This is a genomic window from Archangium lipolyticum, assembly GCF_024623785.1.
Classification (GTDB): Bacteria; Myxococcota; Myxococcia; order Myxococcales; family Myxococcaceae; genus Archangium; species Archangium lipolyticum.
Genome location: NZ_JANKBZ010000029.1, coordinates 16,403 through 28,956 on the forward strand (window position 1 = coordinate 16,403; position 12,554 = coordinate 28,956).

The window sequence follows — 12,554 nt, forward strand, 5'->3', positions numbered from 1 at the left end:
CTCAGAGGTAGAGGGTGAGCTTGGTGATGAAGAAGTCGGCCAGACACACCGACACGGAGGTGATGGCCACCGTCTGGGTGGTGGCGCGGCCCACGCCCTCGGTGCCGCCCTCCACGGTGAGCCCCTTGAAGCAACCCACCACGCCGACGATGCCTCCGAAGACGAAGCCCTTGAAGACGCCGGAGACGAAGTCGCTCATGAACACCACCTCCAGCGCCCCCTGGAAGAACAGGCGGAAGCTGATGGCGTACTGGGCATTGACCACCAGGGCACCGGCCACCATGCCGATGACGTCCGCCAGCACGGTGAGCGCGGGCATGAGGATGAAGCAGGCGAGCACCCGGGGCACCACCAGCTTGCGCAAGGGGTCCGCCCCCAGGGCGCGGATGGCATCCACCTGCTCCGTCACCGTCATGGAGCCCAGCTCCGCGGCGATGCCCGAGCCCACGCGCGCCCCCACGGTGAGGGCGATGAGCACCGGGGACAGCTCGCGGAAGAGGGTGAGCACCACCACCCGGCCCACCGTGTACTGCACGCCGAAGCGCGCCAGGAAGAAGCCGAACTGCAGGGCGATGACGAGCCCGGCGAAGGTGGACGTCAGCAGGGCGATGGGCAGCGAGCGCACCCCCAGCGCCTCCACCTGGTAGACGAGCGACGAGAGGGAGAACGGCGGGCTGAAGGCGCGCGTGAACACCTTGCCCGTCATCACCATGAGCGAGCCCAGCCGCTCCAGGCGGGCCTCCACCCGCTGCCGGAAGGAGCCGCCCTCCGGATTGATGGCGCCCGCGGAGGACGCCTCCACCGGCCGGTGGCGGCGCGGGTGGTGCAGCTCGGCCCCCGTCCTCATGACGCACGCTCCGCGCGGAAGCCGTGCACCAGCGACTCGAAGTCCCCCACCCGCTCCTCGAAGCGGCCCAGCGGCGCCACGTAGGTGAAGTCGTACACGCAGGTGTCCTTCTTGAGCACCACCATGAGCAGCTCCACGGGCACCCCATCCAGCTTGGCCTGGTAGTGCGAGCGCAACGCCTCCCGCTCGTCGATCACCACCTTCTCCTCGGCCACCGCCTGGCGCTCGGTGAAGCCCATGAGGAGGTGGCGCGTGAGGACGTCCAGCGGCACGTCCTCTGCCTGGCAGGTGGAATTCACCTGGAGGGCGTGGCCGGTGTCCTCGGTGTACCAGGCGAGATCGTTCTCGGAGAGCTTCACCCGCTCCCAGACAGGTGGCAGCTCGCCCACGCGGTAGCTCACCCCGGGCTTGGAGAACATCTGGTTCTCGAAACGTACCCCGCGATGGCAACCCGCGACGGACACGAGCAGCAGCGACAAGTGAAGGACGTGGCGCAGCACTCCCAGCTTCATGGGCCGAGGGTAGGCACCCACCCCTCACCCCGTGAGTTCCAGGGGACATGAAACGTTGACCCGCTGCCATGTGGAGGACGACCGGGCGGGCCAGACGCCCGCTCCGCCGAGCGTTCCTCCACTGGTGGACAGATGAGGATGTTAGGTCCTGAACCCTCGTTACCTGGCGACTTGGAGGAGGAGGAACCTCATGGACGGTGGGTTGGGACTGTTCGGATTGGGATTGTTCCTGCTGTCGATTGCCCTCCTGTACGCACGGGAGGCATTCGGGCTGGCGTGGACACTGCTGGCCCTGTCGCTCGTCTCCATGGGCTTCGCCATGTCGGAGTCACCGCGGCGCCGGGAGCTGGCGCTGGGGATTGGCGTGGTGTGCATGGCGGCGGCGGTGGTGAGTCTCGCCACCGGCGTGACGTGGTGGTGGGTGGTGGCCACGGCGGTGTTCGGGGTGGCCTACCTCGTGCTGTGGGCGGAGTTCCGCTTCCCCTTCTTCCAGCACGTTCCCCAGGAGGCCGCCGGGCCCTCCACGCCCCCCGTGAGGCGCTTCCGGCTGCGACGCGCCAGACGCTGAAATGACGACGGCCCGCCGTGGGCGTCCACGACGGGCCGGTACGAGTTGAAGCCGCCCCAGAGGCGGCCCTCAGGGGACGTTGATCAGATACAGGCCGTCCTGGAAGGCCAGGGGAGCGGGCGAGTCCGCGCGCACGAGCGCCACCTGCCCGGGGCTCGACCAGAAGACGCGCGACGCCCGGTCCGACAGGACTCGCACTTCCCCGGTGCCGAGATTCATCGCCCGCGCCACCTCCCTCACATCCGTATAGAGGACCCACGCACTGTCTGGAGAGAGCGAGAAGGAGCGCACGCCCTCGGAGAGGAGCGTGTCGGTTCCACCCACGGGAGCCACCGCGCGCAGCGAGCCCTGGCCGTTGAGGTAGACGACCCGGCTGCCGTCCCACGACACACCGAAGTCGCTCACTCCGCTGGCCAGGTTCACCGCCGGGCCCGTACCGAATGGCACGGATTGCAGACTCCGGGAGGCGGCCGTGACATCGGCGAGAAGGAAGATGCGATCATTGGTCGGGGCAATGGCGGTCTTGTAGACGGCGCCGCTGGTGGTGAGCAGCGAGCGCAGCCCCGTCCCCTTCGCCCCCACGGCATAGTAGGAGGACCCCACGGAGAAGACGACCCAGGCCCCGTTGGTCGAGTACTGGAACGAGGAGGGAAGACTCGAACCGCTCCACAGCGACCACTTGCCGGTCGACGGGGTCGTCAAATCGACGTTGTACAGGATGTAGGTGGCCGCCGTGCTATCCCGGTCCAGTAGCAGGAACTGCCGGCCATCCGGGGAGAACTGCAGCAGATCATAGTTGGTGGTGCTGAGCGCGGTCGGGACCGTCGAGGGCAGCGTGAGCAATCGGGCCAACGAGGTGGTCGTCCTGTAGACGACGCGGGCACCATCCGGGGACATCATGAACTCGGAGACGGAGGTGTCCACGGCATTGGTCGAGACTCCGGCGGCGGTGAGCCGGGACACGGACAGGTTGTTGGAGGCGAGCGTGACGGCGATGGAGCGGTCGGGAGTCACCCGGAATGACGACAGGGAGGCGGTGATGGCCTGCGAGCCCCCGGTCCTCAAGTCCGCCAGGGACAGGCCCGCACCCGACGCGTAGTAGAAGAGGCGGTTGCCATCCGCCGAGAACACGGCGGGTTCCGAGCGGCCACTGTAATAGGCACTGGAGGTTGCGGGACCCAGCGCGGTGCTGGTCCCCCCCTCGGCGCCCACGACGAACAGCACGTTGTCCTTCAGGTACACCACCTTGGAGCCATCGGGGCTGGCTCCATACTGAGTGAGGGGATCGCCGCCGTACAGGTAGCGGCTGGGATGGAACAGTCCAGCCGCCAGGGGACGGCTCTCCCCCGTGGCGAGATCGCCGGACAGAAGCGTGCCGTCGTCGCGCGTGAAGAGGACGTGTGCGCCATCGGACGTGGGCACGAAGGATGTCACCGAGGAACCCAGGACGAACGAGGAGTCCCCCGTGGAGGAGACCGTCCGCAGGGTGCCATCGAAAGACAGACCCATGATGCTGCCCCTGTCCATGATGAGCTGATAGGCGGTGTCGGAGAGGAAGAGGAAGCGGCCCCCATCCATCGTGCGCTGGATGAGCGGCTGCGACGCCATGCCCTCCCAATTCTGCGGCAGTCCCACCTGCGTGGCGCTGGCGAGCCGCTTCGCCGGGACCAGCTTCAGGGGCGGCATCGGCACCAGGCCCACGCCCTGGGAGAGATAGGCCGTCCCCTGCAGGAACACCACGCTCGGGACGAGCTCCTCGTAGGAGCCACCGCGCAGGGACAGCGAGTAGACGCCGTCGGGCACGCCGTTGAAGGAGAAGGAGCCATCGGCCGCCGTGGTGGCGGTCAGCTCCGTGCCCAGGAGCGTCGCCACGAGGCCGGCATGACCGCTCGCGCCCAACAACGTGGCCGAGAGCGGCTGGACGGACCGCGCGCGGGAGAGCACCACCGGCGCGGCATTCGCCCGGGCCGCCCGGCGCACCTGCACCGGGATGGAGCTTCGGGCATGGCCTGGCGCCACGGCCTCCAGCGTGCGGCTGCCCGTCGGCACCCCGCGCAGCACGTAGTGTCCCGAGTCATCCGTGACGGCCACGGCCGAGCTCCCCGGCGCCATCACCGTGATGCCAGCATTGCCCGTGGCGACGCCCAGCGTCGCCTGTCCCTCCACCTCGCCCACGGGGGTGAGCTTCACTTCCGGCACGGAAGCGGAGCCCTCGTCCGGCACCTCCACCGCCACCGCCTGCGTCCCCTCCAGCGTGCCGCTGGCGGACACCTGGACCACGTAGGCGCCACCGCTCAGCAGCTCCACCCGCCAGGAGCCCTCCTTGTCCGTGAGCACCGAACGCCCGGCGAGGGTGACGAGCACTCCGGAATGATCCGTTTCACCTTCGAGCACAACCTTGCCGGTGACCTGTACGGCCGTGCCCTGTCCCGAGCAGGCCATCACCAGCGCGGCGAGACACGCCCCCAACCAGACGGGTCGCATGTGGATTCTCCGGATTCTTCGAAGAGGTAGACAGACGACTTTAGCATGCTGGGGGTAATATCCGGTGCCATGCACGCGATCTTCCGCCGCAAGTCCCTGGTGCTCCTCCTGGGTCTGGCCCTGGGCGTGGTCCCGACATCGCCCGCGCAGGCGGCGAAGAAGACAGCGGAGCGCCCGGTGAAGAAGAGTGGCACGCGCTCGGAGAAGGACTTCAAGCGCTACATCATGGCGGCCGTGCGCCTGTACGAGAGCCTCGAGTACGAGCGCGCCCTGGCGCAGCTCGGCCGGGCCCGCCGCCTGGTCGACTCCGTGAAGGAGGATGTGCTGGTGTCGCTCTACGAGGGCGCCATCCAGGCGGACCTGGGGCGCATGAACGAGGCCCTGGCCAGCTTCAAGACGGCCCTGCTGCTGGACCCGGACGCGAAGCTGCCCCTGCGGGTGTCGCCGAAAGTGGAGCAGGAGTTCGAGACCCTCCGCACGCGCGTGCGCAAGGAGCTCTCACGGCTGGAGGGACAGATGGAAGACTCCACCCCGGAGGGTTCCGAGCCGGCCACTCCCCCCGCCGAGCCTCGAGTGGACGCCGCACCGCCCACGCCCCACACGGACCGTCCGGAGCAGGAGCCCGCGAAGAGCGCCGCGCTGGTGCCCGAGCCCCCCTCTCCGGCCCTGACCCCGGGCGTGGAGGGCCGGCAGCTCCGCGTGCCCAAGGTGTCGCTGGCACTGGCGGGAGCGGGCGTGGTGGCGGGCGGTTTGGGGACGTACTTCGGGCTGAGCTCGCGAAGCCAGCTGACGGCGGCACGCCAGAGCTTCTACGCGGACGAGGCCACCGCGCGGCGATCCTCGGCCCAGGGCAACGCGCTCGCGGCCAACATCCTCCTGGGGACGGCGGGAGTGGCCGCCGCGGGTGCGCTCGTCACCTGGCTGCTGTTGCCCGATGACACGACGACCATCGTGTCGAAGTGAGGCGGAGCCGTCCCGGGATTACAGCTGGCCCTTCTGGTCGAGCACCCACAGCGTGGCGGCCACGATGTCCGGGCAATCGTAGACGCGCTGGGCATCGCTCACGGTGGACCAGGAGGCGCCACCCTTGAGGATCTTCCCGTTCTCGATGGTGGCCTGGGTGCTGCCGCCCACCTCGACGGCATAGCCGCTGCCGCGCTTGACGGCCTTGCCGCGGGTGCCGCCCCCCTTCTCGATGGTGATGTCCGGGCCCGAGGTGCGCACGGTGTATTGGGTGCTGCCGCTCTTCTCCACGCGGTTGCCATTGCACTTGTAGTCGGCGGCGAGGGCTGAAGCCGGGGCGAGGGAGAGCACGGCGAGCAGCATCGACATCTTCTTCACGAACTTCCTCCAGGACAGGGACGCGGAGCACTGCGTCATGACATGGACCCCACTAACACCGGGGCCTGACATGCGCCTGGCACTCACTGGGACCGTTGCACCTGCAAGAGATGGCCGCAGTGTCCCTCCTCGAAACTCCAGACCCGCGTCTCCTCGCCTTTTGTCGCCTCGCGGAGGGCGGAATCCAGCTCCACGGTGCATCCCATCAGGTTGCCTCCAGCCCATCCGTGACGAACCCCATGAAGGAGCGAGGCTCGCTGGCCGCTGACCTTGCGGCCTGCTTCGCCGGCTCGCGCGAAGCCGCTCACCTCACAACTCCTTCATGCGCCCTCCAACCCGATGCCCTCACCAGAATGGACTGGTGCAGGTGCCACTCGAAGGAACCCCATGAAGAAGGAAATGATTGTCAGGGCCTGGAAGGATCCGCTGTACCGCGCCAGCCTCTCCGCCGAGCAGCGCGCGGCCCTCCCCGACGTTCCCTCGGGCACGCCCATGACCGAGCTCGATGAGGCCGAGCTGGGCCTCGCCACCGGTGGGCTCCTGCCCAGGGGGACCACGGGCTGTATCGGGGGCGGCGCGACCTGCAGCATCATCATGATGTGAGCCGCGCCGAGAATCCTCACACCATTCGAAGCCAGATGACCCAGGAGAAGCCACACCTCGTTCGAATCGACAGCGCCCACGGCCAACATGACGGCCGTGGGCGCGATTCCTCGCGGCGGTGCCCGGCTGGCTCAGGCGACTGCCTTGCTCCGGATGTAGGTGGGGCCGGACCGCGCTTCCACGACCTGGCGCACCTCGGAGCGCAACCCCAGCATGAACGCCACCTCGGCGACGACGAACAAGGGCCCCACGATCAATCCAACCAGATCGTCCACGAAGGCCGGCTTGCGCCCCTCGAAGTAATGACCCACGAACTGGAACACCCAGCCGACCACGAACAGGCCAATGCCAGCGCTCAGCCACGTGGTGGACCCCTGCGCGGCGAGCACCTGTCCCGCCCACAGGTTCAACGCCATGAGCACGGCCATGGTCAGCCCGAAACGCGAATCCAGCCGCAGGTAGAAGAGCACCGCGCCGAGGCTGACCACGAGGGCGGGTGACACCCACAGCCCGAGCACCTCGATGCCGGTCCGGGACAGCAGGGTGGCGACGGCCACCGCGATCATCGGGATGCCGATGAAGTGCGTGGCGATGTTGCGACGGTCACGATGATAGGCCGCGTACTGCGCGAGGTGATCAACGAGCGTTTTCATACATGTTCCCCTGGGCATGTCGGGTGCCGGACTTTCCTGGCGCCAGTGGTGACTCTGACAGGTTCCATACAGAGCCGCCATCACCGGCGCCAACGAAGGCGTCATGAACCTGACGGCTTCGGAGCGAGCTCCAACAGTGCATCGATGAGAGGATCTCGCTGCTTGCCCTTGCGCCACGCGGCATAGATGGGGAACTCGCGAGCCGGCTCCGTGAGAGGCCAGGCCACCACGCCGGGCACCCGCGGCCCTCGCGGCAGCAGCGAGGCCAGCAGCGAATACCCGAGCCCCGCCGCCACGAAGCCCAGGATGGTCTCCGACGAGTCCGCCGCGTACATCCTCGGTGGCACCACGCCGAAGTGCGCGAGCGCCGCGAGCTGCAACTCGCGCAGCTGCGGATCCGAGCTGTAGGTGATGAAGGGCTCGTCCTTGAGCTGCTCGGGGCTCACCGCGCCCTTGCTGCGAGCCAGCCGGTGGTTGGATGGGATGCAGAGGAAGGCGCGCGTCCTACCCACCAGCCGGGCGTCCAGATCCGGAGGCACCTCGGGCAGGTGGTCCACCAGCAGATCCGCCTCGCCCGAGCGCACGAGCGACACCGCCGGCACCTTCGCCTCGAAGAGGGCCACCTCGATGTCCGACCGCTGGCCCTGCAACCGCCGCAGCCACGGTGGCAGCAGGTGGAGCAGCGTATGTCCCGAGGCGTGGATGCGCAGCCGCCCTCCCACCTCGCCCGAGCGCAGCGCGCGCTCCAGCCCGGGCAGGCCCTCGTAGAACGGCGCCACGTAGTCGTAGAGCGCGCGGCCCTGCGGCGTGAGCACCACGCGGTCCTTCCCCACCCGCTCGAAGAGGCGCACGCCCAGCTCGGACTCCAACCGCTTCACCTGCTGGTGCACGCCCGGCTGGGTGATGGGGTACGGAAACGCGCGCGCCGCCCGGGCATACCCCTCGGTGCGCGCGACCCAGTAGAAGCCCTCGAGACGTTGAAGCTGAATCATTCACTCCACGTTATCGAACGCCGAGCCATTAGTTCCATGCGGTTTACGAGAAACGGGTGCATCGTGTGTCTCGTCAACGCGCTTCCACCGAAGCGACTCCGAACCGAAAGAGGCCTTCCATGTCCCGCCAGCCCAACACCGCCGCAGTGCAGGCCACCCACAGTGGCGCCTGGGTCCTCCAATCCTGGCTCTCCTTCGCCCTGGCCGTCGGCGTGACGGCGCTCGGCATCTACCACCTGCCCGTCGACGGCTGGCAGAAGGCCTTCCTGGGCATGGGGCTGCTCTTCAGCATCGGCTCCACCTTCAGCCTCTCCAAGACGGTGCGCGACCAGCACGAGCAGGAGCGCCTCACCGCCCGCATCGACGAGGCCCGCGTCACCAAGCTGCTCGCCGAGGTCGACCCCATCAGCAGCCTGAAGTGAGTGCTCGGTGGAGGAAGTCCTCCACGGCCAGGGTCAGCCGCGCGGGCTCGGGACGCACGTCCCACTCCAGCGCCGACTCCCCATCCCACCACTCCAGACGCCGGGCGAGCTCCTCGGCCACCTCGCGCGCCACCTCCGCCACCTCGCCGGGGATGTACCCCCGGGCCACCGCCGCCTCCATCTCCGCCACGTCCTGCACCTGCACCCGCTCCGCGCGGTGCGGCAGGTACGCCACGTCGATCTCCAGGTCCACGTAGCGCACCTCGCGCGGATGGAACTCGATGGGCGTCTGGATGTTGTACAGCTCGCCAATGAGCGACCCCGACTGGCGCAGGTAGCGCCGCCGGGCCACCCAGGCGCCGAGTGGCAGCTCGATGGTGCCGTGGTCCCCCCGCCGCTGCGTGGCATACAGCCCGTCATACGGCCGCCCCGGGCTCTGGAACCGGCGCGTCATCCGCACCAGCTCTCCGTCACAGGCCGCGACGTGCCCCCTCATCTGGATGGGCTTGCCCGGCTTCCACGGCTTGCCGTGGTGCACGGTGATGGGTTGTCCCTTTCGATACAATGGCATGACAGGATTCAACACCCGGCGGCCCGTCCGGACTTCCGGTGAGGGTTACCGGGCGAGCATCCCGGCCCGCCCTGTGTCCCCCTGCTCGCCCTCCCTGGTATATCCTTGGGCATGACGTCCAGTCCCGCGCTCCCCCGCCCCGGGTCCCCGGCCACCTCCGCCCCCTGGCTGGAGGAGCTCGACATCCTCATCCGCGCCCGCTACCCGCTCCTCTACCTGGTGTCGTGGGAGGAGCACCGCGTGGACACCCTCCTCGCGGACATGGCCCGCGCCCATGGCAAGGTGCTCCTCACCTGGTCCACCACCCGCGGCCTGCGCCAGGCGGGCGGCTCCCGCGGCCCCGCCTTCCCCGAGGACACCCGCAACCCCATGGCGGCGCTCGCCGCCATCGAGAAGCTCTCCGAGCCCTCCCTCGTCGTCCTCAAGGACTTCCACCCCTACCTCGAGGAGAAGTCCGTGGTGCGCGCCCTGCGCGAGCTCGCCCACTTCCTCAAGAGCACCTTCACCACCGTCATCATCCTCTCCCCCACGCTCACCATCCCCACCGAGCTGGAGAAGGAGGTGTCCGTCCTCGACGTCCCGCTGCCCGGCTTCCAGGAGCTGCTCAACCTGCTCAAGGAGATCGTCGCCGTGGTGCGCCGGGGCAACAAGGCCACCATCGAGCTGTCGCGCGAGGACGCCGAGCAGCTCATCAAGGCCGCCCAGGGCCTCACCCTGTCGGAGGCGGAGAACGCCTTCGCCAAGGCCATCGCCCATGACGGCAGGCTGAGCGCCTCCGACATCCGCCGTGTCCAGGACGAGAAGCGCCAGGTCATCCGCAAGAGCGGGCTGCTCGAGTACTACCCGCCCGAGCAGGACCTGGGGAACGTGGGCGGCCTGCAGAACCTCAAGGCGTGGCTCACCCGGCGCACCGCCGCCTTCGGCGAGCGCGCGCGCCAGTTCGGCCTGCCCGAGCCGCGCGGGCTGCTGCTGCTCGGTGTGCAGGGCTGCGGCAAGAGCCTCACCGCCAAGGCCATCGCCGCGCACTGGAACCTGCCCCTGCTGCGGCTCGACATGGGCCGCATCTTCAGCGGCCTGGTGGGCTCCTCCGAGGAGAACCTCCGCAAGGCCATCCGCGTCGCCGAGAGCATCGCCCCCGTGGTGCTGTGGGTGGATGAAATCGAGAAGGGCCTGTCCGGCGTGGCCTCCTCGGGCACGGCCGACGGCGGCGTCACCGCGCGCGTCTTCGGCACCCTGCTCACCTGGCTCCAGGAGAAGACGGCCCCCGTGTTCGTCGTGGCCACCGCCAACCGCATCGAGGGACTTCCCCCCGAGCTGCTGCGCAAGGGACGCTTCGACGAGATCTTCTTCATCGACCTGCCCGAGGCCGCCGAGCGCCGCGACATCTTCCGCATCCACCTGCAACGGAGGAAGAGGGATCCGGCCGCGTACGACCTGCACGCGCTGGCCGACATGGCCTCGGACTTCAGCGGCGCGGAGATAGAGCAGGTCGTCATCGCCGCGCTCTACGAGGCCTTCGGCGAGAACGTGGAGTTGGGGCAGGCCCACCTCACGCGCGCCATCCAGGAGACGTTCCCGCTCGCCGTCACCATGCGCGACGACATCCTCCGGCTGCGCGAGTGGGCCCGCGGGCGCACCCGGCCCGCCTCGCCGCCGGTCCACGGCTCGCGGAAGGAGTAGCCCATGTCGTCCAAGTTCTCCCGCTTCCTCCACCTCGAGCGCTCGCGCGGCGAGAAGACGCCCCCCGGGGGCCAGGTGCGGCTGCAGGACGGCAACCGCTTCGAGTCCGTGGTGGGACCTGGCGAGGCGCCTTCCACGGTGGCCGTGCCCGAGGCCCACGTCGAGCGCTTCAAGCTGCACGGACAGACGCCCCTGGCGCTCGATGTCGAGCCCCGGGCGGAGCAGCGCTTTCCCCGCTGCATCCAGTGCCAGACCGAGAACGGCCGCTTCACCCAGGCGTGCACCACGTGTGGCGCGGACCTCCAGTCTCCCGAGCAGCTCGCGGACAACGAGCAGCGCTGGCGCGCCCAGGAGCAGTTCGACGCCGAGACCCGCGCACGGATGGAGGTGCGCCAGAAGAGCCATCAGCGGGACGAGGCCGAGCGGCTCGCGGAGCACCAGCGCTACCAGGAGCAGCTCGCGCGGGCCCTCGAGAAGGACCGCTCGTTCATCAGCAGGCTCCAGCCCTTCTTCGAGCCGTGCCTCGGCGTGGGGCTGCTGCGGCTCATCCCCCACCCGCTCGCGCGCTGGAGCGCCCTCGCCTGGGCCCTCGGCCTGCCCGTGCTGCTCGTGCGATTCGGCAACGCGCCGCTTCAGCACCTCGGGCTGTACCTGGGGGTGTTCGTCGCCCTGAGCTTCGTTCCCACCTGGCTCTGGACGGCCGGGCGCGGGGGCCGCTGGCACTGATTACGAGGGCTCGTCCGCGGGCAGCTCCCGCGCCGGCGGCACGCTCGACACCTCTCCGGTGCGCACGGCCAGCCACTGCGTGTCCTGTGCCGCGGCCGCGCGCACCAGGCCCGCGTCCGTCGTCGTGAGGAACACCTGCGCGCCACTCGCCGACAGGTAGTTCATCAGGTACGCGTTGCGCTCCGGGTCCAGCTCGCTCGACACGTCGTCCAGCATCAGCAGGGGCAGGAAGCCCATCGCCGCCTCGAGGTTCTCGATCTCCGCGATCTTCCACCCCAGCACCAGCGCCCGCTGCTGTCCCTGGCTCGCGTACGCCCGCGCGCTCCGCCCGCCCAGCGTCACCGTCACGTCGTCCGCGTGCGGCCCCACCGAGGTGAAGCGCCGCTCGGTGTCCCTCCGGTAACGCGCCGCCAGCGCCTCCTTCAGCGCCACCGCCAGCGCGGCCTCGTCCGCCGCCGCGAAGTCCACGTCCCCCAGGTGCGCCGGGTGGTAGCCGTAGACCGCCGGCTCCGGCGTCCGCCCGATGGAGGCGAACGTCGCCTGCGCCCTCGGCGCCAGCTCCGCCATCAGCGCCCGCCGCCGCGCGTACACCCGCGCTCCCGCCTTCGCGAGCGTCTCGTCGTAGGCCTCCAGGTACGCCGGGTCCACCGGGCCCTCGCGCAGCAGCCGGTTGCGGTTCTTCAGCGCCCGCCCATACTCGCGGCTCTCGCGCAGGAACGCCGGGAAGCGGTTGAACACCGCCCGGTCCAGGAAGGCCCTCCGCGCGTCCGGCCCGCCCTTCACCACCTCCAGGTCGTCCGGCGTGAAGGCCACCACCGACACGCCCCCGAAGTAGTCCTCCAGGCTCGACGCCTTCTTCCCATCCACGAAGGCCTGCCGCACGCCACCGGACACCTCGACGGAGATTTCGCGCTCCGCTCCCTTGAGCAGGAAGCGGCCCGTCACCCGGGCTCCCTGCGTCCCCCACCGCACCAGCTCCGACAGGCGCCCGGCCCGCAGCGGCTTCAGCGTCGCGAGGAAGTAGAGCGCCTCCAGCAGGTTCGTCTTCCCCTGGCCGTTCTGCCCCACCGCGATGGTCGCGTGCGGGCTCGGCGCCAGGGAGACCTGGCCAAGGTTGCGGAAATCCTGGACGTGAAGTGCCAACAGGCGCACGGG

14 protein-coding genes are annotated in these 12,554 nt (G+C 69.4%); 6 read left to right on the top strand and 8 right to left on the bottom strand.

Annotated elements, in window-relative coordinates:
* Position 1: 1 nt before the first annotated feature.
* Positions 2-712 (bottom strand): MlaE family ABC transporter permease, encoded by a 711-nt coding sequence (locus tag NR810_RS39885; protein WP_407653878.1) that lies wholly within the window; start codon positions 710-712, stop codon positions 2-4.
* A gap of 131 nt (positions 713-843) precedes the next feature.
* The gene (locus tag NR810_RS39890; RefSeq protein ID WP_257460304.1) at positions 844-1,359 is read right to left on the bottom strand and encodes a hypothetical protein; all 516 of its coding nucleotides are present in this window, start codon (positions 1,357-1,359) and stop codon (positions 844-846) included.
* A 190-nt stretch (positions 1,360-1,549) separates the two neighbouring features.
* On the opposite strand from NR810_RS39890, the gene NR810_RS39895 reads away from it, so the two are divergent.
* Positions 1,550-1,927, top strand: coding sequence for a hypothetical protein (locus NR810_RS39895; protein WP_257460306.1), 378 nt, complete (start codon positions 1,550-1,552; stop codon positions 1,925-1,927).
* Positions 1,928-1,996: 69 nt separating this feature from the next.
* Here NR810_RS39895 and NR810_RS39900 read toward each other — a convergent pair whose 3' ends face one another.
* A complete protein-coding gene (locus NR810_RS39900; RefSeq protein WP_257460309.1) occupies positions 1,997-4,411 on the bottom strand; it encodes a carboxypeptidase-like regulatory domain-containing protein in 2,415 nt (804 codons plus the stop codon).
* Positions 4,412-4,480: 69 nt separating this feature from the next.
* On the opposite strand from NR810_RS39900, the gene NR810_RS39905 reads away from it, so the two are divergent.
* Positions 4,481-5,374 (top strand): hypothetical protein, encoded by an 894-nt coding sequence (locus NR810_RS39905; protein WP_257460310.1) that lies wholly within the window; start codon positions 4,481-4,483, stop codon positions 5,372-5,374.
* 18 nt (positions 5,375-5,392) lie between these two features.
* On the opposite strand, the gene NR810_RS39910 is transcribed toward NR810_RS39905, so the two are convergent.
* Entirely contained in the window at positions 5,393-5,752 is a 360-nt protein-coding gene (locus tag NR810_RS39910) for a hypothetical protein (RefSeq protein ID WP_257460311.1), read from the bottom strand.
* Between the two features lie 387 nt (positions 5,753-6,139).
* Between NR810_RS39910 and NR810_RS39915 the strand changes: the two genes are divergently transcribed.
* A complete protein-coding gene (locus tag NR810_RS39915) occupies positions 6,140-6,355 on the top strand; it encodes a mersacidin/lichenicidin family type 2 lantibiotic (protein WP_257460312.1) in 216 nt (71 codons plus the stop codon).
* A gap of 131 nt (positions 6,356-6,486) precedes the next feature.
* On the opposite strand, the gene NR810_RS39920 is transcribed toward NR810_RS39915, so the two are convergent.
* A complete protein-coding gene (locus tag NR810_RS39920; protein ID WP_257460314.1) occupies positions 6,487-7,008 on the bottom strand; it encodes an Mpo1 family 2-hydroxy fatty acid dioxygenase in 522 nt (173 codons plus the stop codon).
* Between the two features lie 101 nt (positions 7,009-7,109).
* Complete coding sequence (locus tag NR810_RS39925) at positions 7,110-8,000, bottom strand: LysR family transcriptional regulator (RefSeq protein WP_257460315.1); 891 nt, start codon at positions 7,998-8,000, stop codon at positions 7,110-7,112.
* A 119-nt stretch (positions 8,001-8,119) separates the two neighbouring features.
* Here NR810_RS39925 and NR810_RS39930 point away from each other — a divergent pair, with 119 nt between their 5' ends.
* Complete coding sequence (locus NR810_RS39930) at positions 8,120-8,422, top strand: YiaA/YiaB family inner membrane protein (RefSeq protein WP_257460317.1); 303 nt, start codon at positions 8,120-8,122, stop codon at positions 8,420-8,422.
* On the opposite strand, the gene NR810_RS39935 is transcribed toward NR810_RS39930, so the two are convergent.
* Positions 8,406-8,993 (bottom strand): DUF402 domain-containing protein, encoded by a 588-nt coding sequence (locus NR810_RS39935; protein WP_257460318.1) that lies wholly within the window; start codon positions 8,991-8,993, stop codon positions 8,406-8,408. The two genes, NR810_RS39930 and NR810_RS39935, sit on opposite strands and share 17 nt — an antisense overlap.
* 111 nt (positions 8,994-9,104) lie before the next feature.
* Here NR810_RS39935 and NR810_RS39940 point away from each other — a divergent pair, with 111 nt between their 5' ends.
* Both NR810_RS39940 and NR810_RS39945 read left to right on the top strand, forming a co-directional pair.
* Positions 9,105-10,673: an AAA family ATPase gene (locus NR810_RS39940; protein WP_257460320.1), complete on the top strand. Its 1,569-nt coding sequence runs from the start codon at positions 9,105-9,107 to the stop codon at positions 10,671-10,673.
* A gap of 3 nt (positions 10,674-10,676) precedes the next feature.
* On the top strand, positions 10,677-11,399 hold the full coding sequence (locus NR810_RS39945; RefSeq protein WP_257460322.1) for a hypothetical protein: 723 nt from the start codon (positions 10,677-10,679) through the stop codon (positions 11,397-11,399).
* On the opposite strand, the gene recF is transcribed toward NR810_RS39945, so the two are convergent.
* A complete protein-coding gene (gene recF / locus NR810_RS39950) occupies positions 11,400-12,551 on the bottom strand; it encodes a DNA replication/repair protein RecF (protein ID WP_257460324.1) in 1,152 nt (383 codons plus the stop codon).
* Positions 12,552-12,554 lie beyond the last annotated feature (3 nt).